Raw genomic sequence first — 24321 nt, forward strand, 5'->3', positions numbered from 1 at the left:
ATGTTTATGTATCAGATTAATGCCTTAAACCCCAAAGATGAAGGGCATCACACGCGTAAGCGTTTTGGGCAAAACTTCTTACATGACCAACGTGTCATTGCCAAAATTGTCCGTTCAGTGAATCCTCGTTCTGGCGATAACATTGTTGAAATTGGTCCCGGTCTTGCAGCATTAACTTCACCTTTAATTGGTGAATGTGATGCCTTAACTGTAGTTGAACTTGACCGTGACTTGGCGGCAGGTTTACCAGGCCGTGTGCCGCATCCTGAGCGTTTAACCATTGTTGAAACGGATGCCTTGAAATATGACTTTACTGAGTTGTTTCAAGAAGGCCGTCCGCTACGTGTGGTTGGTAACCTGCCATACAACATTTCAACGCCATTGTTATTCCATCTCTTGGAATTTGGTGACAAAGTTAAAGATATGCACTTCATGCTGCAAAAGGAAGTGGTTGACCGTATTACCGCCTCACCCAATACCAAAGAATATGGCCGTTTGTCGGTGATGATCCAGTATTACTGCAAACCGACTTTCCTGTTTGAAGTGCCACCGGGATCATTTAATCCACCCCCAAAAGTCACTTCTGCCGTCTTTCGTCTGGAGCCTTATGCTGTTAAACCGATTGTGGCCAAGAATGAAAAAGCCTTGGCCCGTCTGGTGTCCCATGTCTTTACCCAGCGTCGTAAAACTTTACGCAATAGTTTAAAAGGTATGCTGGTTGAAGAGGGATTTGAGAAAGCAGGTGTTGATCCGATGGCGCGCCCCGAGACTTTAACGCTGGCTCAATTTGTAGCATTAGCAGATCAAATGGTGGATTAAATGGCAGCTTCGAATATTCGATACAATTATGTGATTGGTGATATTCAGGGCTGTTTTGAAGCTTTGAAAATATTACTTAAAACGATTCAGTTTGATGCAGATCAAGATTTTCTTTGGTTTGCGGGTGACTTGGTTGCACGTGGTGAAAATTCGATTGGGGCTTTACGTTTTATCAAAAAGCTGGTTGATAAGGGTGTTGCTGCAACGGTTTTAGGTAATCATGACCTTAATTTATTGGCTGTGGCACGTGGGACTAAAGAGATTAATCCCAAAGACAATATTGATGATGTCATTCATGCTTTGGAAAGTGATGACTTGATCGAATGGCTGCGTAAACAGCCTTTATGTTTATTTCCGAATGAATATACGGTTTTGACCCATGCAGGGATCCCGCTGAATTGGACAGTAGAACAAACAGCGGTTTTAGCTAAGGAAGTTGAGGTAGTAATTGGTCATGATGACTTTGACGTGGTCGATGCTTTTTTGGCTAACATGTATGGCAAAGAGCCAAATTGTTGGTCGGATGATTTGCAGGGTCATGCCCGTTTACGTTGCATTACTAACTACTTGACCCGTATGCGTTTAACCAATGCAGAAGGGCGAATGGAATTCAGTTTTAAAGATTCTCTGGATGATCCTATGCCTGAAGGCTTTCAGCCATGGTTTGACTTTGAGTCCAAAGCGGCTAAAACCCATCAAATTATCTTTGGACACTGGGCTGGATTACAAGGGAAAACCATTACGCCCCAGATTCAGAATGTGGATGGGGGGTGTGTTTGGGGCAATCAACTGATTGCTTATCGATTAGAAGATCGACAATTGTTTAAAGTCGATAATCCTATGATGTCATCCTCAAGCTAAGCCATAATAAAAAAGCCACATCATGTGGCTTTTTTATATTTAAACTTGCTTAGTCAAGTCTGATCCAGGTCTGGCTTCGTCCCAAGGTGGAAATACCCATATAGGCTCTTAATGTTAAACGCTTGCCTGTTGCATTCAGTCTGATTTTGGCATCATAAACTTTACCCGCTAGTGGATCTATAACACGGCCTTTTTCGTAGTTATTGGTTCCAGATACATGTTTTAAGCCCTTCAGGATTTCCATACCTAAAATAGGCTGATTGGTATATGGTGCTGGGCAATTATTACATGTCTCTCGTGGAGTATAACCTGGGCGAGGAGTAACTTTAATAATTTTCCCGGTAAATGTATTATTGTTTTCTTTATTAATTTTAATAATCGCTTTCGCAGCACCGGTCTTATCATCAATTTGTTGCCATGTTCCAGAAATGTCTTCTGCGAAAACATTTCCACTGAAAAGTGCAGCAGCAAAAGCAGCCAGCAATAGATTCTTTTGCATATATAAGACTCTCACTTAATCTTTCATTTTCTAATTAACGGATATATTAGATAGATAAAGTAATTAGTCAATATACTCTAGAGTCAAGCAAACAGTTTTAAGCTGATTTGGATAAAAAGCCACAATATTGTGCAATGCTGTTCACTTAAGAGGAGCAGCATTGTGATCTACCGGATAACGGGTTTTTGACATCTTAACCGTTCGGGGTGTTGTTGGCCTCGAACGCCTTTCCAGAAACAGGCTACCCATCCCTGATCTCAGCTCCGATAGCCGCCTGCCAGTCCCTGACAAAGGGTTGGCATTCGCCATCACAATCAGCTGAACGGCTATGTACTGGCATGCAGGCTTAAAACGGATATCCGAAGGTGAACGCCCAAAGGCTACCGCTGCAAATGCCGCTTCTCGCCGAATAATATTGTAGCTCAGCAACAGACCCCACAACTCCTGATAAACCAGCTCTACCGTCTTGCTGCGAAGCGTGATGGCATTATGCTGCATCGAGCTTTTGATATCCCGAAAACCCAATTCGATTTCCCAACGCTCTTGATAGAGCCTGGCGATATCCTTTGCAGGATATTGATCGGCCGGCAGCGAGGTCAGAACTGTCTTTATTCGTCCGCCCCGCACAGCATAACTCACTTGCCTGACTTCCCAGTATTCGGGGAGCATCGGGTTTTTCTTTCTTGCCTGGGGTGACACTTTCATCCGTACCCGCACGTCACCTTCTGCATACGTCTCGATCACATCACTTTTCAGATTTTTGCGCTCCGGAATCAGCCAGTGACGACCTTGACCTTGCATCGAGAGTGAAAGCAATAAATCCGCACTCCAAAAACCCTTGTCAAACAAGGTGATCGAGTTATTCGGAATCTGGGAGATAAACTTTGCAGCCAAAGGAATCTCGCCCCGGCGATAGGGACTGATCTGTGCATCGACCAGTGTATGTGAGCGCACATTCATCAGCGCGACGAGCCGTAGCATCGGAAATGGCGTCTGGCGCTGTGTAGAAGTATTGCCTGAGCCAAAGTGCTCACGAAGATCAGTCGTATCCTGGGTTCGGAAGAGTGCACCATCGACAGCAAAGACCTGAAGCCCCTGCCATTGATCATCTGGATATCGCTCATGTCCCCAGTATTGACCCGTCTGGCGAAATAGCCACTCTACAGGATCTGCACCCAAACGCTTACGGGCTTCAGTTACCCCACTACGTGCCAGCAGGTCAAGAGAGGCTAACCCCTGAGCGCAAATATTCAGTCTTCTTGCCACTTCATGGATGGGCTCATCCCGAAAAATTGCCATCCCAAGAACCAGCCAGAGGACTTGATCTGCAGGCAAGCGTCGCCTGCGGATAGTAGCTGAACTGCTCAACTTGAGTGCGGATTCGACCCACTCAATGGGGATATTGTGAGTAAAGGTACTCAGATCCGAGAAGTTAAATAGACCGTTGAGGTCGAGAAGATCCTGCTGAAACACCATAAAAAATCCGATGCCAAACCTGACATCGGATTCTCTAATAAATTTCGCGAGGCTTCAAATGCTTAAGTGAACAGCATTGCACAATATTGTGGCTTTTTAATTAAAAACAGGGATTTGAATTAATCGACCCGTAACCAGGTCTGACTGCGACCTAATGCTGAAATACCGATGTAGCCACGTAAAGTGAGACGTTTTCCGCTCGTATTTAGTCGAACTTTGGCATCATAAATTTTACCTGCTAAAGGATCGATGACCCGACCTTTTTCATAGTTATTTGTACCTTCCACATGCTTTAATCCGGTGAGTACATCCATACCTAAAATAGGCTGATTGGTATAGGGGGCAGGGCATTTGTTGCATGTCTTTTGCGGTATATAACCTGGACGAGGGGTTACTTTGACGATCTTACCGGTATAAATATCATTTGTATCTTTACTAATTTCGATAATTGCTTTGGGTGAACCGGTTTTATCATCAATTTGTTGCCAAGTACCTGATAGATCTTGTGCCAATACATTCCCACTAAAAACTACAATGGCAAGAGCAGCAAGTAAGATATTTTTTTTCATATATATTCCTGCGGTTGTGGTGAATAATTTTTTTAATTTAAAAACTATATTAGGATTGTTTATAAAATAGTCAATATAGTGGTTCATGAAAATGAAGAATAATGTGAATTATTTAAAATTCATTGAATAATAAAGCCAGATAGTACAGCTTTTTGTCATATTTAGTCGTTTCTAATCCAGATTTGAGTTCGACCCAGAGCCATAATTCCTACATATCCACATAATATAAAACGTTTAGCATTCAGTGTAATTCATCCTTTCAAGTTATTATTTTTCCTGTTAAAGAGTCTAGTACACGACCATGTGTATCATTTAATCTTGTTTAATCCAGGTCTGGCTACGACCAAGTGCGGATACACCGACATAACCGCGTAGAGTGAGACGTTTACCATTCGGACTTAATTTTGCTTTGCCGCTATAGATTTTACCGTTCAGTGGATCAAGAACTTTGGCATTTACAAACTGATTATCACCGATAGATTTTAATCCCGTTAAAACATCTAATCCTAAGATAGGTTTGTCGGTATAAGGTGCTGGACAATTTACACAGGTCTCTTTCGGGGTATAACCTGGACGAGGAGTGACTTTTACAATTTTTGCCGTATAAGTTCCATTGCTTTCTTGGCGCATTTCTAGAATGGATTTTGATGAGCCTGTTTTATCGTCAATGGTTTTCCATGTTCCGCTAAGATCATTTGCCAATACGTTCCCACTACAAACTAAACTGGCAAAAGCAGCAAATAATAGATTTTTCTTCATATCAATTCCTGTGAGTGTGGAAAATATTTTTTTAATTTATATAAAGATATAGTTATCGTTTAAAAAATAGTCAACCCACTGTTTCATAAAAATGAAATATAATGTGAATTATTTAAATATCAGTGAAGAAAAAAGCCACATAGTGTGGCTTTTTGTCATATTTAGTCATTTCTAATCCAGGTCTGACTACGGCCTAATGCTGAAACCCCAACATAACCACGCAGGGTTAAGCGTTTACCATTTGGACTTAATTTCGCTTTCATGCTGTAGATATGACCAGATAGCGGATCGATAATTTTACCATTCGCATAGTTGGGTCCTTCTATATGTTTTAAACCTTTCAAGACATCCATGCCTAGAATGGGCTGATTGGTATAAGGTGCCGGGCATTTGACGCAAATTTCTTTGGGAGTATAGCCAGGACGCGGAGTGACTTTGACCACTTGTGCGGTATAAGTGCCATTATTTTCCTGGCGAATTTCAAGAATGGCTTTTGATGAACCGGTTTTATCATCAATATTTTTCCACGTTCCTGTAAGGTCTTGAGCTAGAGCAAAACTCGCTAAAGTTGAGCAAATTAATGCAATAGTAAGTTTCATCTTGACCATTTTGAATGTTCCTTCATTCCACTGACAGTACTCCTGATACTAGGAGTATTTTTGACAAGCAACAATCATTATCAATGCAAATGACTGTTTGGTCACATTTTTTGTAAATAAAGTATAAAAGTAGGCAGCCATATGGCAGTAAATACAGCATTCACTGCCATGCCAAATGCAGCATAGCGTCCTGCTACGCTGCCTCTTTGCCATGCCTGTGCTGTTCCAATGGCATGTGCAGCCAAACCTAATGCCAGACCTGAAGCTCGTTCATCGTTAATATGACGCAGGATCAAGGGAGAAAAGGCTGCTCCAATCACGCCGGATAAAATCACAATAAGAATGACCATACTCATAGGTGCATGTAACAGGGTGGCAATATTAATTGCGATGGGGGTAGTCACGGCGCGTGTAGCAAAAGCCATAATGCTGGAATCAGTCATATGCAGTAAATAGGCAAGTCCCATCGGTAGTGCGACCGCACTGATACTGGCAAACACCAGAATTCCGAGCATGGCTTTCAGCGGCAGATCATCATAACGCATGGCCGCGAGAGGAATGGCCAATGCAACGGTGACATAGCCCAAGAGGCGATTAAAAAGCGGATTGACCTGTGCCATATAAGATTCATAACGAATCCCGAATGACAACAACAGTCCAATAATCAAAAACATGCCAATCACAATGACCGGAATTTGCGGCAGGCGTTTATTGATCGGTTTTGCGACCAGATAGGCGATCAGGGTGATAAAAAAACCCGAGAGTACTGTGAACATATAATTTCCCTATAACCAGCGCTTGGACATTTTTGCATAGACCCACAAAGGAATCAGAGTGCTGACAAACATCACCAGTAAAAAAGCCGGCATTTCCTTGCCCATTTGAGTCAGCATAATCAAGGACCCTGCGCTAATTGGCAAAAAGGCAAAGGCACTTTCTTTCATGATCTTGTTATTGGTATCGACCAAGCGACTGGGTAATTTCTTGAAACTTCTCCAGATAAATAAAGTCACCAATAGGCTGATCAAGCCCACCAGATTACCCAGTTCAGGATGATGAAATTGTGTGGTTAACCATACGGCTCCTTCACGGAAACAGATGATTAATGCCACGGTGCCAATCCAGGCTGGCCAGTCCGTTGTTTTTATCCAGTCCATTTTTACCAACAATTATAATTACACTTGTCACGTTTTAACCGATTTATCTTTTTATTTCAAATTCCTCAAGCGGCCGTTTAAATTGTGCAGCCTTGTGTCCTAGAATTTCATCTATAGGCAAATGTGCCTGTTTAATCAGCTGTTCCAGCTTTTGCGGTGCCATAATCACATGCAAATGCAGATTACCGACATCATCATAATTTTCAGATTGAATGACATTCAATGCATAGAGTTGGGTGCGCAATTTGCCATAGGCAGGCTTTAACATTAGCTCAAAGCTTTGAATTTGGCCCATCAAACATTCTTGTACCGCTTGACGCAGCAGGTCTAAACCCTGGCCTGAGTGTGCGGATACATACACCCGATCGGGCATATGCGGTTTAGCATAAACAATTTTGGCATCTTCACCACTGACATCAATTTTGTTATAGACGCGCAGTACTGGCACATTGGCACCAATTTCCTTGAGTACCGATTCTACCGCTTCAATCTGTTCCAGCATATCCGGGCTGCTGGAATCAATCACATGCAGCAGTAAGGTGGCTTCCAGCGTTTCTTCCAACGTTGCCTTAAAGGACTCGACCAAGGAATGCGAGAGATTACGCACGAAACCCACGGTATCTGCCAGCACCAAACGTCCAATACCATCCCATTCCAGGCGGCGCAGTGTAGGGTCTAATGTTGCAAACAGCTGATCTGCCGCGTAAACATTGCTGTTGGCCAAAATATTAAACAGGGTGGATTTGCCGGCATTGGTATAACCGACTAAAGAGACAGTCGGAACAGCAGCCTTTTGCCGTGCAACACGACCTTGCATGCGGGTCTGGCGGACTTTATCCAGTTTGGTTTTGAGTTGTCCCATGCGGATACGCAGTAGACGGCGGTCTGTTTCCAGCAGGGTTTCACCCGGGCCACGCAAGCCAATCCCGCCTTTTTGACTATCAAGATTACTGTGGCTGCGCACTAAACGTGAGGAGAGGTGCTGTAACTGTGCCAACTCAACCTGCAATTTACCTTCATAGGTCCGGGCACGTTGCGCAAAAATATCTAAAATCAGTTCGGTACGGTCCACCACACGGCAGAGCATGATTTTTTCTAAATTACGGGCTTGAGCGGGTGTTAGCGAATGATCGAAAATGACCAGATTAGCTTCAAGCTCCTGTACCAGAGCGGCAATTTCTTCTGCCTTGCCAGAGCCGATAAACAGTTTGGGATCGGGTTTAATACGTTGAGCGTTAATATGGTTTAAAATTTCAGCGCCTGCAGATTTTGCCAGTAAACGAAATTCTTCTGCATCAAGGTCATCTAATAGCTGTACCGATACACTCACTAAGATTGTTCGTTCACCACCCTGATGTTGCTCAAAATATTCCACTAAAGATGATCTCTACTGCATTAAAATTTTATTTTAGTTGAAAATGAACAGGCAAAGGGAAAAATAGCAAAAACTTAACAAAGCATCGTAACAAGATATTCAGTCCAGGGCGTGTTTTTATGAGCAGGGATCTCTAGAAAGCAGTCATTAAAAGCAGAAAATCACGGAGATGTATCTGAGTCTTGTTTTTAATTTCCAGCGTATGATTCAAGCTCTTTATTGGTGATAAAAATAAATGATTTACTGGCTTTATTGGCTGATTTAGGTTTTTATGATCAATGCAAGTTCAAAATGAACAGTATAGAATGGCAGCAAATAAATGATTAAACGCTGCAGCTAATAATTAGTGATCCATCTATGACTCAATCCTCCGTAACTGAAAGTTCATCGTTAAATGGCTTGTCTAAATTTTTTTTATATAACAAAAAGTTATTGGCTGTTTTAGCGGCAATTATTCAAGGGTTTTATCTGGTTTTCCGTCATCGCTTATATAAAGATCCGAACAACCCATGTAATACGCGTTATGTACAGCATTTTTGCCGCGAGTTATGCAAGGTATTTAACCTTGAGATTCAAGTACATGGAGTAATTCCACGTGAGCCGGCGCTGTGGGTGAGTAACCATGTTTCGTGGTTGGATATTGCAGTGTTGGGTTCAAGTGCCCGGGTATTCTTTTTGGCCAAAGCTGAAATTGAAAAATGGCCTTTATTTGGCAAACTGGCCAAGGGCGGTGGCACATTATTTATTAAACGTGGCTCGGGTGATTCGATTAAAATTAAAGAGCAAATTACCACATTTCTAAAACGTGATATCCCGGTATTATTTTTTCCAGAAGCCACCACTTCGGATGGCAGCAAAATTAAAAAAATCTATGGCCGTATTTTGGGTGCCGCCATTGACGCAAATCGTCCGGTGCAAATTTGTCTGATTTGTTATGTGAATCAAGAGGGAGAGCTGGATACAGTGGCACCGTTCATCGGTGATATTAGTTTTGCGGACCATGTTAAAAACGTTTTGGAAATGCCAAAGGTGATGGTTCATCTCATGGCTTTACCGGCAATCGCCGTGGAAGGACATGATGTTGAAAGTTTAACAGAAGCCGTACATACCCAGATGATTGCCGGTTTAGCACAGTTACAGCAGAAAGCACTGAAAAAGCCGCCTGAGTCTTTGCATGACTAGTGAATACCATTGCAGCTTACATAAAACCTTCAACTGGTAACCATGAAATCATTTTGACACCGGCCTTTTGCCACCATTTCATCTTGGGTTCTTTCTGGTAAGTTTTAATGCTGCCATCATGACCTTTAATTTGCCAGTTGATTTTATTGTTGGCATCTAACACCAGTTTGTAGGCATATTTAGACAGGTTCTGATCCATGGTGGAGTGGACCGCTTTGGCCAGGTTTGGGCTGTCCAGCAATACTCCAATTTCGGTATTCAAATAGGCGGAACGTGGGTCAAGATTAAAAGAACCAATAAACACCTGTTTTTCATCAATAGCCATCAGTTTGGCATGCAGGCTGGAACGGCTTAAACCTTTGATGCTGACTTTGGCTTTTTCTGCAATTTCCTGGGTATGGGCATTCAGGTTTTCGCTTTCCGGAACAGACAGAAACTCGTAAAGCTGGACATTATTCTGAAGTAAATCCTTGCGATATTTGCCATAGAAAGCATGAACCAAAGCCACGTCATTGGCTTTAAAGGAATTGGTCAGTACCCGAACATTAATATTATTTTGCGCCAGATCACTCAGCATTTTCTCGCCTTTTTTTTCCGGGACAAAATAGGCTGAAATAATATCGACGCTGTGTTCGGGTTTTTCTAAACGGTTAATCAGCTGAAAATTCAGATGTTGTTCTTTTTTGGCTTTTGCCCGGATTTTACTGGGTGAATCACTGACGACTTCTGCCTTGACCCAGTCAAATTGAATACTGTTATTCAGCCAGTTTTCAAAAGCATGCGATCGGGTGGCTAAATCGAGATAATTCTGTACGGTAATGTTTTGGGAGTGTTCCTCAAGCTGTTTTTTCAGGCTGTCAAAACGCAAGGAATAATGTCGGGGATTGACAATTTGCTTGACCGGAAAAGCATAATCGTCATTCCAGTATTCATCGAAGGAATGAATAATTTCATCCGATGCAGCGCCGACCAGCATCACATCGACATCGGAAAACTGATAATTGTCGCTAACGTTATAATACTGGTTACTCATATTGCGACCGCCAATCAATGCAATCTGGTTGTCGGCAATAAAGCTTTTGTTATGCATGCGACGGTTAATCCGTTTTAAGTCCAGTACCATGTCCATGGCACGATAATGTCTAAAACGGTAAGGATTATACAGGCGCACATCAATATTCTGATGCTGATCGAGGGCTAGATAAATGCCTTCCATCTTTTTGGCATTATTGTCATCCATCAATAAACGGACCTTTACACCTCGGTCCGCTGCCTGAATGATGGAGTGCAGGGCCAGCGCGCCAATTTTATCGTTGTCCCAAATGTAGTATTGTAAATCTAAAGTTTTTTCTGCTTTATCAATTAAATGGATACGTGCTGCCAATGCCTCAAGCGGGTCGTACAGCACATGATAACCGGTCAGGTTCGGGTTTTGTTCCCTTAAGGGCACAATGATTTTAGCCAGTGAAGTCTGTTCGGCTTTGGTATCAAATGAATATTCAACAGGCTGTGGTATTTGTTTGGGAAGGGTGGAACATGCCGGAATTCCGAGCAGCAGACTACAACTTAATAATACGGTGGTTTTATAGCTAGCTGTGCTAGGGGATTGACCACTGTTTAAGTGTGTGAGCTGATGAGAAGATCGCGTCATAGGGTGTAAACAATACCAAAAATTGGTTTGAGTATAATTGTGAGCTGTGAAAAGATAAATATCAGAATAGATGAATGATGTAATATCATCGTAATGATTAGAGACGATAATATGTGGGATTCGCACGCAGTTGCTTTTTATTTTTATATTTGTTTCGCTCTGCTTGCGGTGTGGGGTATCGCACATGCTTGGTTAAGCCAGACACGGACAGAAACTATTCATCCCTTTAAGGCCTTTGTACATTTATTGGCCTTTTATTTATCTTATTTACTTTTCCCATTATTTTTCTTTAGCCTGTTTGCCGGTTGGAGTGGTTATTACTCGATTCACCAAGCCGTGTTTATTTTCTTGCTGAGCTGCGTGCTGATTTATGCCCGTTTTATCGAACCTCAGCATGTCATGGTTAAAACCCTGCAATATCAGCTCCATCCGGAGCAAAATCTGCAAAGCCCCGTCAAAATTGCCTTGATTGCCGATTTGCATATTGGTCTGTTTTCCGGGCACGAACGCCAACTGAAAATTATTGTCGATAAAATTAATCGGCAGAATCCTGATCTAGTGATGGTGGCAGGGGACTGGACCTATGAACCTGAAAACAAACTGGCCGATGAACTGGCCATTTTGCAAGACATTAATGCGCCGGTGTATTCGGTGAATGGCAATCATGATGAACAGTATCCCGGACCGCCGATTCTAAACCTGTTGCGGCATGCGTTAAAAGTCAATAACGTGATTGATATTGAAGGTCAGATGATTGAATTCGATGAATTTCGGTTGCTGGGCGTAGGGGATTTATGGGCCGGAAAAACCGATATGCGCTACATGCCGGATTTGCCGCAAGACAAACCCTGGGTGATTTTGTCGCATAACCCGGATACGGTGGATATGGTGCCGCAATTGCCAACCCGTCCTCTGATGCTGTCGGGGCATACTCATGGTGGGCAGGTGGAACTGCCTTGGCTGACCAACTACATCATGAAAAAAGTTTCCATCTTGGGACATAAAAAGGGTTTGTACCAGCATGAAAATGCAGATGTCTTTGTGACTGTAGGCACAGGAATGGTCGGTGTGCCCTTTCGTTTTCGCGTACCGCCGACCATTGATATTATTGAATTGGTTTAAATCTTGAAGATCGGTTTTAGGAACAATTTTTGACATACCGTAAAACAAGATTGTTTTATAACAATGAGAACAAAATAGGAGAAGAGCATGTCTTTTTTAGAAGAGGTTGGTCAGTTTTTTGCTTTAACAGAACCTCAATCGGCACAGCTTGAAGCGGGTTTAATTGCCTTAGAAACGTATTTTCAGCAAGCAGAGGCGGATGTAGTGAACACGCAAGAATTTGCGCGCACATTTTATCAAAAGTTTCAGCAACTGATGACGCGATTCGGTATTGATGAAAATAATGTGGAAGCTTTGCTGGATCATTTATATGGCACAGAGCGATATCGCCAGCTGGTGACTTACATTGTTCCGAGTTATTACAATGCCGGTGGCGATCGAGCGGTGTTTGAAGAGCTATATCAAGAAATGCTCAGTGATGAACAGATCTGAAGTAGTGAGAAAAGACACATAAAAAAACCAGCATGATCACGCTGGTTTTTTTATGTCTAGATGAGATTAAACCTGGTTGTTTACATCATCATGTTTAGTTTCACGAATGGCCAGGAAGGCAAGCAGTGAAAGGATAGAAGCTGCAGTTAAATAATAACCTACAGCATATAAACCATAAGTCGTTGCAAGCTTGGTTGCAATTAAAGGTGCAAAAGATGCGCCAAAAATACCAGCGAGGTTAAAGGTTAATGCTGAACCGGTATAACGTACTGAAGTCGGGAAAATTTCAGACAGTACCGTACCAATCGGGCCATAGGTTAAGCCCATGATCGCCAGACCAATACATAAGAATAGGAAAACGACAACAGGGCTGCCAGATTCAAGCATGCTTGAGAACACCAGGCCAAACAATGCTGAAACAATACATACGCCAATTGAAGTGGCTTTACGACCAAATTTTTCCGCAAAAACGGCAGAAAGTGGAATGAATGCCGCAAAGCATAAAGTGGCAACCAGTTGCAGTTGCAGAAATTCGGAACGTGTGTAACCGAGTTTGGTGGTTCCCCAGTTTAAGGCGAACACTGTGGTTAAGTAGAACACCACAAAGGTACAGATGGCAGCGATAGTACCCAGAATCAGCATGCCCCAGTGTTTGGTCAACACTTCTTTAAATGGAATATTTACTTCTTTCTGTTTATCCAATACTTTTTGGAAGGCAGGCGTTTCATGCAGTTTCAGGCGAATCCATAAACCCACAATCACCAGTAAAGCACTTGAAATAAACGGAATACGCCAGCCCCATTGCATAAATTCCTGTTCCGACATGAATGCACCAAGGGTGATGAAAGAACCTGTCGCCAGGATAAAGCCGATTGGGGCTCCAAGTTGAGGGAACATACCGTACCAGGCACGTTTACCTTCAGGCGCATTTTCAGTGGCCAGAAGAACAGCACCACTCCATTCACCTCCCAAGCCCAGTCCTTGACCTAAACGGCAAAGCGCAAGCAATAAGGGTGCAGCAAGACCCACTTGTGCATAAGTGGGCAGTAAGCCAATACAGACGGTCGAAATACCCATCGTCAGTAAGGCTGCGACCAGGGTTGCCTTACGGCCAATCCGGTCACCCAAATGTCCAAACAGGGCAGCGCCAATCGGACGTGCAATAAAGGCAATCGCAAAGGTGGCCAAAGACTGAATGGTTGCTGTGGTTGGGTCCGTACTTGCCGGAAAGAACAGATGGGGAAAAATAATGACTGCCGCTGTTGCATAAATATAAAAATCGAAGAACTCGATTGTTGTACCTACAAGGCTCGCAGTAAGAACGCGGAATTTTGAATTGGTTGCAACTTCTGCTGAAGCAGCAATAGAATCTGATGACGCCATGGATGACCTTACACTTACTAAAAATAAAAAAAACTTAGTTTTAAAAGCGTAATCTTTTTAAAAAAGGCGTAATTTCTTAAAAAAACAACGAAGAATCTTCTCTACTCAACTCGCTCAGGGTCACTGAAATGAAGAATGAGAGGATTAAATCACGTAAAGATAGATAGACAGAAAATGTGATCCTGCACCGATCAATACAAAAATATGCCAGATAGCGTGGGTGTATCTTACCTTTTTTAACGCATAAAACAATGCACCCACAGTGTATGCAAGTCCGCCAACGATCAAATAGGTTAACGCCTCGGCACTTAAATAGCGTTGCATATCATCCATAACTAGTAAGGCCAGCCATCCCATGAGCAAATAGGCGATGAGTGAAATTTTCTGGAAACGATGAATGAAAACCAATTTGAATAATGTGCCAATCAGCGCAATCAGCCAAAGGGCAATTAATAAATAATGTGCTTTAGCCGTAGGCAGGGCGATGGACAGGAAAGGGGTATAGGTTCCTGCAATCAGATAATAAATGGCAGTATGGTCCAGTTTTTTGTACCAGCCACGTCGTTGTGGTGATTCGGCAAAATGATACAGGCTGGAGGCAGAAAAAAGTAAAATCATACTGAGTGCGTACACACACAAGCTGACAAATTGCCCGAGCGGTAAATCACTGCCTTTGATCAGCATAAAAATACTGGCAATAAGCGCTAATAATGCGCCAAGTGCATGACTGATCGCATTAATTTTTTCTTCATGTGGATCATAAGCCTGCAGTTGAGAAGTCGTCATTATTTATTTTCTATAATTAAAAATACACTTGTATAGTAATGCAATTTTACCTTTAAAGTAAGAAGTTTTAAACTGATGACCTAATTTATTCGAGTGATATGTATGTCTCAAGCGGCTTCTCCTTTTATTCAGGAACAAAAATTCTTAGATGCTTTTCAGCAAGCCATTGAAACACATAGTTTTGATCGAATGATTATTAGCCAGTATAAAGGTGAGCTGGAACATCTGGAGAAAATGATCTTAAGAGTCATTTCACTGCAAAACCAGCCTGTGCTCAGTTGTCTGTATCGTTATAAGACTCAAGATGTCACTAAAAATTACCCTTTGGCTGAAGCCGTGCCCTTGGTGCAGTCATTGTTGGCACAATCGAAGCAGGCCAATCTGTTTACCGCGAGTGAAGAACTGCAACTGAAAAAAAACAAGAAGAAAGCCATGCTGAGCAGCAGTAAAAAGGCGATTACGATAGTGAATCCTGCAGAGACCCAGCAAGGCCATGACCGTACCAAGCATCGCTATGTCGATCAAGACAGCTATTTTCTACAGCCGCTGGGCATTACCGACCATAAAGCACAGATTATTCCGAGCATGGCACGTAAATGGAAACAGATTAATAAATTTGTCGAAATTTTCTCGGGTGCTCTGGATCAGATTAACCAACACGATCATGCACTGCGTGTGGTTGATTTTGGTTCAGGCAAAGGCTATCTGACTTTTGCTTTATATGACTATCTGGCTAAACATAGGCAGATGCCTTTTGTTACAGGCGTGGAGCTCAATCCGAAAATGGTGGAGTTTTGTCAGGATGTTGCGCAGCGTTCCGATTTTCAGCAACTGGATTTTTTTCAGGGTGATGTGCGTACCTATCAGCCTGAACATCTCGACGTCATGATTGCGCTGCATGCCTGCGATGTGGCAACCGATTTTGCCATTCATACCGGGATTCGCTTAAATGCGCAAATGATCATGTGTGCGCCGTGTTGTCATAAAGAATTGCGTCCACAGCTGAAAAGCCCTGAAGTGCTGAAACCGATGTTGCAATTTGGCATTCATGCCGGACAGCAGGCGGAAATGCTGACAGATACCATTCGTGCTTTATTGCTTAAAGCATACGGCTATGAAACCAAAGTGTTTGAATTTGTGGCGCTGGAACATACCAGTAAAAACAAGATGATTCTGGCCACCAAACGTAAAGATTATAGTGAACCAGATCAGCAGGTTTTGGCGCAGATTCAGGCCTTAAAACAGATGTATGGCATTCAAAAACATTCCTTGGAACTGTTGCTGAATGATCAGTGGGATCAGCAGGATATAGGCTGTAAGTGTTAATCGAAGAATGAATAAAGCAGTTTTAAAGATGTTTTTATTTTTAGGAAGATGATGGTTGATGCCCCCATTTACGATACGCACAGGCAGTTGGAATAAATTGCAACATGATGCAAAACTGATTCGTGAGCAGGTTTTTATTCAGGAACAAAACATTGCTGCTGCCGATGAATGGGATGCGCAAGATGCCATCTCATTACATTTTGTGGTTTATGATCAGGCAAAGCCTATTGCGACAGCGCGCCTGCTGCCAAATCACAGCATTGGCCGGGTTGCGGTTTTAAAGGCTTATCGTAGACAGGGCATTGGCAAGCTGTTGATGCTGGAGATTATTCAGCAGGCTAAACATGAGCAGCGCAAATTTTTGAAACTCTCTTCTCAAGTACATGCCGTGCAGTTTTATGCAGGACTGGGCTTTACTGTGGAAGGAGAGCAATATCCGGATTGCGGCATTGCGCATATTGATATGTATTTAAAATTGCAGTAATTCAATAGCCATTAAAGTAGGTGTAAAAAAGCGGGATACCTCATCCCGCTTTTTTATTTTCTATAATCAGTGACCATGGGCAGCAGAGGCATCGTGCTCTGCCATATTGGCATGTTCTTGTTCTGTCATATTCATCTCAGCCGCAGTAGGTTCGGAAGCCGAAGATTGCTGCTGGTGTGCAGTATGCGTCTGATTGCGCTTTTGACTTGGCATATAGTCTGGTTCGTTGCTCACGGCAAGATAAAAGATGCCCATAAATAAGGCACCTAAAATACACACAATAATGACGGCTTTCCAACCCCAAGATGATTTTTCAGGAGAAGAGTTATTTGTCATAAGAGGACTACCCACTGGATAAATAAAAAATTTAGAACTTATGTAACTTTATAACATAAAAGCCCTGTAAAAGCAGATGAGATTCTGTGGTTTAAAAAAGCATCATGCTCGAGTAAAAGAAGAGAAGCATTTCGCTTCTCTTCTTTTACAATATTTTTGCACAATAAGATTTAAATTTTTTCGCCTTGGGCAATCTTGTCTTTGAGCAATTGCGGTGCCTTAAAACGTTCGCCATATTTGGCTTCAAGCGTATTGGCACGAAGCAGGGCTTTTTCTAAACCATATTGATTTAAAAACTGCAAAGCACCACCGGTCCACGGGGCAAAACCAATTCCGAAAATAGAGCCGACATTGCCATCAACCGTCGATTCCAGCACACCTTCTTCCAGACAGCGTAAAGTATCCAGAGATTGCACAAACAGAAAACGGTCAATCATTTCCTGTTCAGAAATATCCGTATCTTTCTGCCATTTTTTCAGGCCCTCCCAAAGCTGTTTTTTAGCACCTTCCGGATAGTCATAGAAGCCTGCACCAGCAGCTTTGCCTTTACGGTTAAACTCGTGAATCATGCTGTGAATTACATCATCTGCCCCTGAACGTGGCAGTTCTTTACCTTCTGCTTGCAGGGCTTTACGTGTTTCAGTCGCGACATGTTCTGAAAGCGTCAGCGAGACTTCATCCTGAATGGCCAGTGGACCCACAGGCATACCGGCTTTCAGAGCAGCCATTTCAATACGGGCTGGATGTATACCTTCGGCCAGCAGGCGCAGACCTTCCTGAACAAAGGTGTCAAACACGCGACTGGTAAAGAAACCGCGGCTGTCATTCACCACAATCGGGGTTTTGCCAATTTGCTGCACAAAATCATAGGCTTTGGCCAAGGTTTCACTGGATGTGTTTTGCCCTTTGATGATTTCAACCAGCTGCATTTTATCGACCGGACTAAAGAAATGCAGGCCAATAAAATTCGCCGCATTTTTAGAAGCCTGTGCCAAAGCGGTAATTGGCAAGGTCGAGGTGTTGGATGCCATCACGCCACCATCGACCAGATAGGGTTCAGCTTCTTGCGTGACTTTGGCTTTCAGCTCGGGATTTTCAAATACCGCTTCAATGATCAGGTCGCAACCTTGCAAGTCCGCAGCATCCACCGTTGTCTTAATAACGGCTAAAATTTGATCTCTTTTCTCTGCGCTTAAATGACCCTGTGAGACTTTCTTGTCTAAAAGCTTTTGGCTATAGGCTTTGCCTTTTTCTGCAGCCTCTATAGATATATCTTTTAGAACCACCTGAATGCCTTTCGATGCCGTCGCATAAGCAATCCCTGCACCCATCATCCCGGCACCTAAAATGCCGACTTTAGACGCTTTCCATTTGGCGATGTCTTTTGGACGGCTGGCACCAGATTTAATCGCATTTAAACCATGCCAGAAGGTGCCGATCATGTTTTTGGAAATTTGACCGGTGGCGAGGTAAGTAAAGTAACGCGATTCAATGGTTAGCGCAGTATCGACATCAACCTGAGCACCTTCTACCGCAGCCGCCATAATCGCTTCAGGTGCAGGGTAGCAGCCTTTGGTTTTGTCACGCAGCATGGCAGGCGCAATCGCCAGCATTTGTGCCACAGCAGGAGAAGATGGCGTACCACCTGGAATTTTATATCCTTTTACATCGAAAGGTTGTGCAGACTGCGGATGGGTTTTTACCCAGACGATGGCTTTGTCTAAAAGCTCCTGTTCAGAATCGGTTGTGTCGTGAATCAGCCCTAAAGATTTGGCTTTATCAACAGCAAATTGCTTGCCTTCCATCAGCAAAGGAAAAGCATTTTGCAGACCGAGCAGGCGCACCATGCGTACAATACCGCCACCGCCAGGCAACAAGCCTAAAGTTACTTCAGGCAGGCCGAATTTGGCTTTGGCATCATTCAGAGCAATACGATGATGACAGCACAATGCCAGTTCCCAACCGCCACCCAGTGCCGTGCCATTTAAGGCTGCAACGACAGGAATACCGCGGGTTTCGATATAACGCAGCTGGGCTTTCATCTCTTCAATCATGTTGAAGAATTCAGTGGCATGTTCAGGTGTGGCTTGAATCAGCTCATCCAAGTCACCGCCAGCAAAGAAGGTCTTTTTTGCGGAACGGAAAATAATCCCTGCGATATGGTCATCGGCTTTTAGCTTCTCTACAGTTTCTGTTAAAGCGTCACGAAAATCTGCATTCATGGTATTGGCAGACTGGTTTGGAGAATCTAAGGTTAAAATGACGATATTGTCGGCATTTTTTTCAAATTGAATTGCGCTCATTTTTGTTCTCCTTATACCAATTCAATAATGGTTGCGATGCCCATACCGCCACCGACGCACAGGGTTGCAAGACCACGTTTCTTGCCTTGACGCTCTAATTCATCCAAAAGTGTGCCCAAAATCATTGCGCCTGTTGCACCCAGTGGATGTCCCATCGCGATCGCGCCACCGTTGACATTGACTTTGGCCGGATCAACATTGAGTTCATTAATGAAACGCATCACCACGGCAGCAAAGGCTTCATTCACTTCAAACAGGTCTATATCATCAATCGTCAAACCGGCTTTTTCTAAGGCTTTACGTGCAGCTGGAGCAGGGCCAGTCAACATGATGGTCGGGTCGGTACCTACAAGTGCAGTCGATAGCACTTTGGCTCGTGGCTTTAAGCCCTGTTCTTGCACGGCTTTTTCCGATGCTACCAGCACGACAGCAGCACCATCGACGATGCCTGATGAATTTCCCGCATGGTGTACATGATTGACTGCACCCACTTCTGGATATTTTTGCAGGGCAATGGCATCAAAGCCCATCTGTCCCATCATGGCAAAGCTTGGATTGAGTTTGCCCAGACTTTCTGCTGTAGTGGTTGGCTTGATGAATTCATCTTTATCCAAAATCACTACACCGGCTTTATCTTTTACCGGCACAACTGATTTGTCGAAATAGCCATGGGCTTGTGCAGATGCCGCTTTTTTCTGTGAATCGGCAGCAAAAGTATCGACATCTGAACGCGTATAACCATCAATGGTGGCAATCAGGTCGGCACCAATGCCTTGCGGAATAAAGTCACAGGCCATATTGGTTTCAGGGTCCAGTGCCCAAGGGCCGCCATCTGAACCCATTGGTACGCGCGACATAGATTCAACGCCACCAGCAACCACTATATCTTCCCAGCCTGAACGGACTTTTTGCGCAGCCAGATTCACGGCTTCCAGACCTGAGGCACAGAAGCGGTTGATCTGTACTCCAGCTACATCATTATCCCAACCTGCAGCAATGGCGGCTGTTTTGGCAATATCAGCACCCTGGTCGCCAATCGGTGTGACACAGCCCAGGACAATATCATCAACCTTTGAAGTATCGAGTTGATGACGGTCTTTTAATTCATTGAGTAATGTGGTGAGTAGGGTAATCGGTTTCACTTCATACAGTGAACCATCCTTTTTTCCTTTTCCGCGTGGTGTGCGAATGGCATCAATGATATAAGCCTCGCTCATGGCATTTCCCTTTTATGATTTTAAAATTTTTATACTTTTTTGAGTGTAATGATTAATTTTCGAAGTGCAATGACGAGAACGGATCAGGTCAGATGATGTTTTTGGTCAATAAAAAAGCCCAAGTCGAAACTTGGGCATAGAGAGAAACTGAAAAGATTAAGGGTTGATCAGTGATAACCATGCAACTGACGATATAACCCCGGTGTTACGCCGGTCCATTTTTTAAAGGCACGGTGGAAAGTACTGGTTTCACTAAAGCCGACCTGCTGCGCGACATCTTCGAGGGTCAAACCTGGATTTAGCAGCAGATGAATGGCGGCATCACGGCGCAAGGCATCTTTCACGCCCTGATAGCTTTTTCCTTCCGCAGCCAGACGGCGACGCAAAGTTTGTGGAGAAAGATACAACATCGAAGCGACATCGTTGAGTGTTGGCATTTCTTCACCAATCTGGCTCTTTAACACTTCACGGATACGAGAAGTCAGCGAGTTGGTGTTTTTGAATTTAACCAGCAACTGTGCAGGGGCCGCTTTGAGGAATTCTTCCAGCGTTTCTTCATTTTGACGCAGCGGAAGATCCAGATAGTCTGCGGCAAAGGTAATTTCGGTACGTGGCGCATCGAATTGCATCACCGGTGCGAAGAACAAGGCATCATATTCATCGGCATGTGCAGGACGTGGGTAGCCAAAATGAACGCGTTCAAGTGGCAGACGGCGTTCGATGAGCCAGGAGGCCAGACCGTGCCAGATCATCAGCATGCTTTCGGTAATGAAGTGATCGGAGTCCATGCTTTTAGGAATAAGCGGAACTAGGCGTGCTTCATGTTTGTCCCGTTCCAGAGTCACAGACCATTCATCGCCAAACAGTTTATAGAACTGGGAAGAAAGCTCTAAGGCATCTCCTAGCGTTTTCGCATGAATAATCAACTGACACATAATGGCAAAAGTGCCCAGACGACGTGGCTGTATATCAAAGCCGACATGTTCGTCCTGGGTCACCATCCAGAGCATTTGAATAAATCGGGTATATTGTTCCGGAGAAATACGGGCTTTAGGTTGACGTAATAATTCCGCTTCAATGCCGACATGTGACAATAAAGTTTCGACATCCATGCCCAGACGTTTTACGCCGGTTAAAGCCGCATTGACGAAGTGGATACTAATCGTATCGCGACTCATATTAAATCCTTCAGTCTCTTTCTCTTTTATATTCACTTGCAGTTGACCTAAATGACGCTAAAAATTGTTTGGGTGGCAATTTACAATAGTTGTTGCACCCTATTTACATCTTAAATTGCCGAAATGATCAAGGTAAATGGCTGAACATGACATTGTTTTATGAGTTTTATATTTCTAATATGCATATAAAATCAACATAAAAAGAGAAAAAACGGACATGACTACGGCTTTAAAAGGATTAAAAGTACTTGATTTTTCAACTTTACTCCCGGGTCCATTTGCCACTTTGTATCTGGCAGACCTCGGTGCAGAAGTGATCCACATTGAATCACCTACACGGCCAGACCTGATTCGGTTATTGCCGCCTTATGCCCATGGACAGGCAACGGCGCACAGTTATTTAAACCGTAATAAACAGTCGGTTGCTCTGGATTTAAAAGATCCGCACAACATTGAACTGATTAAACAGAAGATTACTGAATACGATATTGTGGTCGAGCAGTTTCGGCCGGGGGTGATGCAGCGCCTGGGCCTAGACTACGCCACGCTTGCAGCATTGAACCCTCGACTGATTTATTGCTCCATTACCGGTTATGGACAAACCGGAAGTTATAAAGATAAGGCCGGACACGATATAAATTATTTGGCCTTGGCTGGAATTGCTGGACATAGTGGCCGGCAAGAGGGTGGACCACCGGCATTAGGGATACAGGTCGCCGATGTGGCTGGAGGCTCCTTACATGCGGTCATTGGGATTTTGGCTGCCGTGGTGGAACGTGAGCACAGCGGTTTGGGACAATATATTGATATTTCGATGACCGATTGTGTAGCCACTTTAAATAATATGGCAGCGGCTGCCACATTGGCAGGAAATACCAAACAATTTCCCGAACAGTCGTATTTAAATGGCGGCAGTTTTTATGACTATTACCAGACTCAGGATGGCCGTTATTTATCGATTGGGAGTTTGGAGCCACAGTTTATGTCGGGCTTGGCACACATTTTGGATCTTCCCATCCTTGGTGAAAAAGGGGCTTCGTTTGACCCGGCAGATCAGCACGTAGTCAAGCGGGCGCTTCAGGAAAAGATTCAATCGAAAACTTGGCAAGAGTGGCAAGTGATCTTTGCCGATCAGGATGTGTGTGTAGAGCCTGTTTTAACTCTGGATGAAGCCTTGGATTCTCGTTTGGCTCAAGAACGAAAATGGGCAGTTGAAGTGCCGCTGGCTCCGGACAGCAAGCAGACGGAAACCCAGTTGGCCTGTCCGATTAAATTTTCCCGCTCTCAGGCAGAATATTTATATATAGGACAGCATTTAGGCGCCGGAAACTGGTAGTTTTCACATAGATTAAAAACATTAACATTGAAAAACAATGTATTCACAATTTGCGCCCAATGTTAAATAAAAAACAGGAGTAGCATCAGTATTAGAAAAAATAATATAAAGGTGAGCGGCTGTGAAGCAGTTATGGAGCACGTTCGGTGTCGGTGTGGGCCTGATCTCTCTCAGCGCTGTATTAAACACCGCAAATGCAGGCAATGCATTTGATTCACAAAGCCAGTGGATGTTCGGTGACTGGAATGGTCAACGTACAGCATTACAACAAAAAGGATATGACTTCAGTCTGGGTTATACCGGTGAAATTGCGACTTTACTGGACTCAGACCATCATTCCAGTCATGGCACTGAATATGCAGATCAGTTTGCAATCGGTGCCCACTTCGATTTAAACAAAATTCTAGGTTGGCAAGGCACTGAAGTGCAAATAACCGTTACCGAACGTAATGGCCGTAATCTGTCGAATAGTTCAGCTGCCTTAAATGGTCATCTCAGTTCGGTACAAGAAGTTTGGGGCCGGGGGCAAACCTGGCGTTTAACGGACTTCTGGATCAAGAAAAAATTCCTAGAGCAAAAACTGGATCTCAAAGTGGGGCACTTTGGTGAGGGTGAAGATTTCAACAGTTTTGATTGTGATTTCCAGAATCTGGCGCTTTGCGGTTCTCAAGTGGGGAACTGGGTCGGTGATCAGTGGTACAACTGGCCAGTGAGTCAATGGGCTGCCCGAGCGAAATATAACTTCACTCCTGACGTCTATGCCCAGGTCGGTGCCTATGAATATAACCCTGAAAACCTTGAACGAGGCAAAGGCTTCAACTTAAGTACCGATGGTTCTCATGGGACGATTATTCCTGCTGAAGTGGTCTGGACACCGAAAATCGGCGCGGCAAAACTTCCGGGTGAATACCGTGCCGGTTATTACTACAGCAGCGCCGATGCTGCAGAAATTAAAGATGTATCGCAAACTGAGCACAAACAAGGTGTCTGGGTCGTGACCAAACAGCAACTGACAGCACATAACGGTGATTCATCTCGCGGTCTGAGTGCTTTTGTAAACTTAACTGTACATGATCGTGACACAAACAAAGTCAGTGACATGCAAAATATGGGTCTGGTTTATAAAGGTTTAATGGACTTTCGTCCTCAGGACGAGATTGCGATCGGTATAGCCCGCATCAAGATCAATGACGGTGTAAATGATGCGAACATTCGCAATAACAGTGTGGATGCCCGTGGCCTACAGAGCGAAGAATACGATACGGAAATTTACTATGGTATTCATGCAACAAACTGGCTCACTATCCGTCCAAATATTCAATATATCCAACAGGTTGGTGCATATAAAAATGGTGAGAATACCTGGGTTGGCGGTATTAAGCTACAAACAGCGTTCTAGTTTCTAGATGATAAGTACTTGGGTTTTATCATTCGATGCTTGGAGCACAACTTTCTTTTGCAGATCGGTTTA

The 24321-nt window shown here is 43.6% G+C and carries 24 protein-coding genes; 9 read left to right on the top strand and 15 right to left on the bottom strand.

Going from position 1 to position 24321, the window contains the following annotated elements; translation table 11 throughout:
• Positions 1–6 precede the first annotated feature (6 nt).
• Both rsmA and JFY49_RS03190 read left to right on the top strand, forming a co-directional pair.
• Positions 7–819 carry a 16S rRNA (adenine(1518)-N(6)/adenine(1519)-N(6))-dimethyltransferase RsmA gene (rsmA, locus tag JFY49_RS03185; RefSeq protein ID WP_086195719.1) on the top strand — a complete coding sequence of 271 codons (813 nt, stop codon included), beginning with the start codon at positions 7–9 and terminating at the stop codon, positions 817–819.
• On the top strand, positions 820–1680 hold the full coding sequence (locus JFY49_RS03190) for a symmetrical bis(5'-nucleosyl)-tetraphosphatase (protein ID WP_200223736.1): 861 nt from the start codon (positions 820–822) through the stop codon (positions 1678–1680). It abuts the gene before it with no gap.
• A gap of 49 nt (positions 1681–1729) precedes the next feature.
• Here JFY49_RS03190 and JFY49_RS03195 read toward each other — a convergent pair whose 3' ends face one another.
• The 8 genes from JFY49_RS03195 to hflX all read right to left on the bottom strand — a co-directional run bounded on the left by JFY49_RS03195 (position 1730) and on the right by hflX (position 8114).
• Positions 1730–2179: a DUF2147 domain-containing protein gene (locus tag JFY49_RS03195; RefSeq protein ID WP_086195717.1), complete on the bottom strand. Its 450-nt coding sequence runs from the start codon at positions 2177–2179 to the stop codon at positions 1730–1732.
• A gap of 141 nt (positions 2180–2320) precedes the next feature.
• Positions 2321–3655 (bottom strand): IS4 family transposase, encoded by a 1335-nt coding sequence (locus tag JFY49_RS03200; protein WP_200223737.1) that lies wholly within the window; start codon positions 3653–3655, stop codon positions 2321–2323.
• Positions 3656–3774: 119 nt separating this feature from the next.
• Positions 3775–4224, bottom strand: a complete 450-nt coding sequence (locus tag JFY49_RS03205) for a DUF2147 domain-containing protein (protein WP_200223738.1) — start codon at positions 4222–4224, stop codon at positions 3775–3777.
• 312 nt (positions 4225–4536) lie between these two features.
• On the bottom strand, positions 4537–4983 hold the full coding sequence (locus JFY49_RS03210; protein ID WP_200223739.1) for a DUF2147 domain-containing protein: 447 nt from the start codon (positions 4981–4983) through the stop codon (positions 4537–4539).
• Positions 4984–5144: 161 nt separating this feature from the next.
• Positions 5145–5591 carry a DUF2147 domain-containing protein gene (locus JFY49_RS03215; protein WP_086195714.1) on the bottom strand — a complete coding sequence of 149 codons (447 nt, stop codon included), beginning with the start codon at positions 5589–5591 and terminating at the stop codon, positions 5145–5147.
• Positions 5592–5683: 92 nt separating this feature from the next.
• A complete protein-coding gene (locus tag JFY49_RS03220; protein ID WP_166170899.1) occupies positions 5684–6358 on the bottom strand; it encodes an LrgB family protein in 675 nt (224 codons plus the stop codon).
• 9 nt (positions 6359–6367) lie between these two features.
• A complete protein-coding gene (locus JFY49_RS03225) occupies positions 6368–6739 on the bottom strand; it encodes a hypothetical protein (protein WP_166170898.1) in 372 nt (123 codons plus the stop codon).
• A 43-nt stretch (positions 6740–6782) separates the two neighbouring features.
• Entirely contained in the window at positions 6783–8114 is a 1332-nt protein-coding gene (gene hflX, locus JFY49_RS03230) for a ribosome rescue GTPase HflX (RefSeq protein WP_200223747.1), read from the bottom strand.
• A 357-nt stretch (positions 8115–8471) separates the two neighbouring features.
• On the opposite strand from hflX, the gene JFY49_RS03235 reads away from it, so the two are divergent.
• Positions 8472–9296 (top strand): lysophospholipid acyltransferase family protein, encoded by an 825-nt coding sequence (locus tag JFY49_RS03235; RefSeq protein ID WP_200223748.1) that lies wholly within the window; start codon positions 8472–8474, stop codon positions 9294–9296.
• 16 nt (positions 9297–9312) lie between these two features.
• On the opposite strand, the gene JFY49_RS03240 is transcribed toward JFY49_RS03235, so the two are convergent.
• A complete protein-coding gene (locus tag JFY49_RS03240) occupies positions 9313–10947 on the bottom strand; it encodes a phospholipase D family protein (protein WP_200223750.1) in 1635 nt (544 codons plus the stop codon).
• Between the two features lie 111 nt (positions 10948–11058).
• Here JFY49_RS03240 and JFY49_RS03245 point away from each other — a divergent pair, with 111 nt between their 5' ends.
• Positions 11059–12069 carry a metallophosphoesterase gene (locus JFY49_RS03245; RefSeq protein WP_200223751.1) on the top strand — a complete coding sequence of 337 codons (1011 nt, stop codon included), beginning with the start codon at positions 11059–11061 and terminating at the stop codon, positions 12067–12069.
• Positions 12070–12156: 87 nt separating this feature from the next.
• Positions 12157–12501: a hypothetical protein gene (locus JFY49_RS03250; RefSeq protein ID WP_200223752.1), complete on the top strand. Its 345-nt coding sequence runs from the start codon at positions 12157–12159 to the stop codon at positions 12499–12501.
• Between the two features lie 66 nt (positions 12502–12567).
• Here the strand turns inward: JFY49_RS03250 and JFY49_RS03255 are convergent, their stop codons facing one another.
• Complete coding sequence (locus JFY49_RS03255; RefSeq protein ID WP_200223754.1) at positions 12568–13884, bottom strand: MFS transporter; 1317 nt, start codon at positions 13882–13884, stop codon at positions 12568–12570.
• A gap of 144 nt (positions 13885–14028) precedes the next feature.
• Positions 14029–14670 (bottom strand): PAQR family membrane homeostasis protein TrhA, encoded by a 642-nt coding sequence (gene trhA, locus JFY49_RS03260; RefSeq protein ID WP_200223757.1) that lies wholly within the window; start codon positions 14668–14670, stop codon positions 14029–14031.
• A 102-nt stretch (positions 14671–14772) separates the two neighbouring features.
• On the opposite strand from trhA, the gene JFY49_RS03265 reads away from it, so the two are divergent.
• Both JFY49_RS03265 and JFY49_RS03270 read left to right on the top strand, forming a co-directional pair.
• Entirely contained in the window at positions 14773–15996 is a 1224-nt protein-coding gene (locus JFY49_RS03265; RefSeq protein ID WP_200223758.1) for a class I SAM-dependent methyltransferase, read from the top strand.
• Positions 15997–16054: 58 nt separating this feature from the next.
• Positions 16055–16480 carry a GNAT family N-acetyltransferase gene (locus JFY49_RS03270; protein ID WP_200223759.1) on the top strand — a complete coding sequence of 142 codons (426 nt, stop codon included), beginning with the start codon at positions 16055–16057 and terminating at the stop codon, positions 16478–16480.
• 66 nt (positions 16481–16546) lie between these two features.
• On the opposite strand, the gene JFY49_RS03275 is transcribed toward JFY49_RS03270, so the two are convergent.
• The 4 genes from JFY49_RS03275 to JFY49_RS03290 form a co-directional block, all read right to left on the bottom strand.
• The gene (locus JFY49_RS03275; RefSeq protein WP_200223760.1) at positions 16547–16816 is read right to left on the bottom strand and encodes a DUF4199 domain-containing protein; all 270 of its coding nucleotides are present in this window, start codon (positions 16814–16816) and stop codon (positions 16547–16549) included.
• A 170-nt stretch (positions 16817–16986) separates the two neighbouring features.
• Entirely contained in the window at positions 16987–19119 is a 2133-nt protein-coding gene (locus tag JFY49_RS03280) for a 3-hydroxyacyl-CoA dehydrogenase NAD-binding domain-containing protein (RefSeq protein WP_200223762.1), read from the bottom strand.
• Positions 19120–19130: 11 nt separating this feature from the next.
• Positions 19131–20336 carry an acetyl-CoA C-acetyltransferase gene (locus JFY49_RS03285; RefSeq protein ID WP_200223763.1) on the bottom strand — a complete coding sequence of 402 codons (1206 nt, stop codon included), beginning with the start codon at positions 20334–20336 and terminating at the stop codon, positions 19131–19133.
• A 167-nt stretch (positions 20337–20503) separates the two neighbouring features.
• On the bottom strand, positions 20504–21514 hold the full coding sequence (locus tag JFY49_RS03290) for an AraC family transcriptional regulator (RefSeq protein ID WP_200223765.1): 1011 nt from the start codon (positions 21512–21514) through the stop codon (positions 20504–20506).
• 217 nt (positions 21515–21731) lie between these two features.
• On the opposite strand from JFY49_RS03290, the gene JFY49_RS03295 reads away from it, so the two are divergent.
• Both JFY49_RS03295 and JFY49_RS03300 read left to right on the top strand, forming a co-directional pair.
• Positions 21732–22850 carry a CaiB/BaiF CoA transferase family protein gene (locus tag JFY49_RS03295; protein WP_200223766.1) on the top strand — a complete coding sequence of 373 codons (1119 nt, stop codon included), beginning with the start codon at positions 21732–21734 and terminating at the stop codon, positions 22848–22850.
• A 154-nt stretch (positions 22851–23004) separates the two neighbouring features.
• Positions 23005–24249, top strand: a complete 1245-nt coding sequence (locus JFY49_RS03300) for a carbohydrate porin (protein WP_227609586.1) — start codon at positions 23005–23007, stop codon at positions 24247–24249.
• Positions 24250–24321 lie beyond the last annotated feature (72 nt).

This window comes from Acinetobacter sp. CS-2 (assembly GCF_016599715.1).
GTDB lineage: Bacteria > Pseudomonadota > Gammaproteobacteria > Pseudomonadales > Moraxellaceae > Acinetobacter.

What these genes read in the sequence shown, in the direction of transcription:
- JFY49_RS03275 (WP_200223760.1), bottom strand. Translation starts at nt 16,816, where the DNA reads ATGACAAATAACTCTTCTCCTGAAAAATCATCTTGGGGTTGGAAAGCC.
- JFY49_RS03220 (WP_166170899.1), bottom strand. Translation starts at nt 6,358, where the DNA reads ATGTTCACAGTACTCTCGGGTTTTTTTATCACCCTGATCGCCTATCTG.
- JFY49_RS03235 (WP_200223748.1), top strand. Translation starts at nt 8,472, where the DNA reads ATGACTCAATCCTCCGTAACTGAAAGTTCATCGTTAAATGGCTTGTCT.
- JFY49_RS03255 (WP_200223754.1), bottom strand. Translation starts at nt 13,884, where the DNA reads ATGGCGTCATCAGATTCTATTGCTGCTTCAGCAGAAGTTGCAACCAAT.
- JFY49_RS03265 (WP_200223758.1), top strand. Translation starts at nt 14,773, where the DNA reads ATGTCTCAAGCGGCTTCTCCTTTTATTCAGGAACAAAAATTCTTAGAT.
- JFY49_RS03210 (WP_200223739.1), bottom strand. Translation starts at nt 4,983, where the DNA reads ATGAAGAAAAATCTATTATTTGCTGCTTTTGCCAGTTTAGTTTGTAGT.
- JFY49_RS03215 (WP_086195714.1), bottom strand. Translation starts at nt 5,591, where the DNA reads ATGGTCAAGATGAAACTTACTATTGCATTAATTTGCTCAACTTTAGCG.
- rsmA (WP_086195719.1), top strand. Translation starts at nt 7, where the DNA reads ATGTATCAGATTAATGCCTTAAACCCCAAAGATGAAGGGCATCACACG.
- JFY49_RS03195 (WP_086195717.1), bottom strand. Translation starts at nt 2,179, where the DNA reads ATGCAAAAGAATCTATTGCTGGCTGCTTTTGCTGCTGCACTTTTCAGT.
- JFY49_RS03250 (WP_200223752.1), top strand. Translation starts at nt 12,157, where the DNA reads ATGTCTTTTTTAGAAGAGGTTGGTCAGTTTTTTGCTTTAACAGAACCT.
- JFY49_RS03285 (WP_200223763.1), bottom strand. Translation starts at nt 20,336, where the DNA reads ATGAGCGAGGCTTATATCATTGATGCCATTCGCACACCACGCGGAAAA.
- JFY49_RS03240 (WP_200223750.1), bottom strand. Translation starts at nt 10,947, where the DNA reads ATGACGCGATCTTCTCATCAGCTCACACACTTAAACAGTGGTCAATCC.
- JFY49_RS03295 (WP_200223766.1), top strand. Translation starts at nt 21,732, where the DNA reads ATGACTACGGCTTTAAAAGGATTAAAAGTACTTGATTTTTCAACTTTA.
- JFY49_RS03245 (WP_200223751.1), top strand. Translation starts at nt 11,059, where the DNA reads ATGTGGGATTCGCACGCAGTTGCTTTTTATTTTTATATTTGTTTCGCT.
- JFY49_RS03205 (WP_200223738.1), bottom strand. Translation starts at nt 4,224, where the DNA reads ATGAAAAAAAATATCTTACTTGCTGCTCTTGCCATTGTAGTTTTTAGT.
- JFY49_RS03290 (WP_200223765.1), bottom strand. Translation starts at nt 21,514, where the DNA reads ATGAGTCGCGATACGATTAGTATCCACTTCGTCAATGCGGCTTTAACC.
- JFY49_RS03200 (WP_200223737.1), bottom strand. Translation starts at nt 3,655, where the DNA reads ATGGTGTTTCAGCAGGATCTTCTCGACCTCAACGGTCTATTTAACTTC.
- trhA (WP_200223757.1), bottom strand. Translation starts at nt 14,670, where the DNA reads ATGACGACTTCTCAACTGCAGGCTTATGATCCACATGAAGAAAAAATT.
- JFY49_RS03225 (WP_166170898.1), bottom strand. Translation starts at nt 6,739, where the DNA reads ATGGACTGGATAAAAACAACGGACTGGCCAGCCTGGATTGGCACCGTG.
- JFY49_RS03190 (WP_200223736.1), top strand. Translation starts at nt 820, where the DNA reads ATGGCAGCTTCGAATATTCGATACAATTATGTGATTGGTGATATTCAG.
- JFY49_RS03280 (WP_200223762.1), bottom strand. Translation starts at nt 19,119, where the DNA reads ATGAGCGCAATTCAATTTGAAAAAAATGCCGACAATATCGTCATTTTA.
- JFY49_RS03270 (WP_200223759.1), top strand. Translation starts at nt 16,055, where the DNA reads ATGCCCCCATTTACGATACGCACAGGCAGTTGGAATAAATTGCAACAT.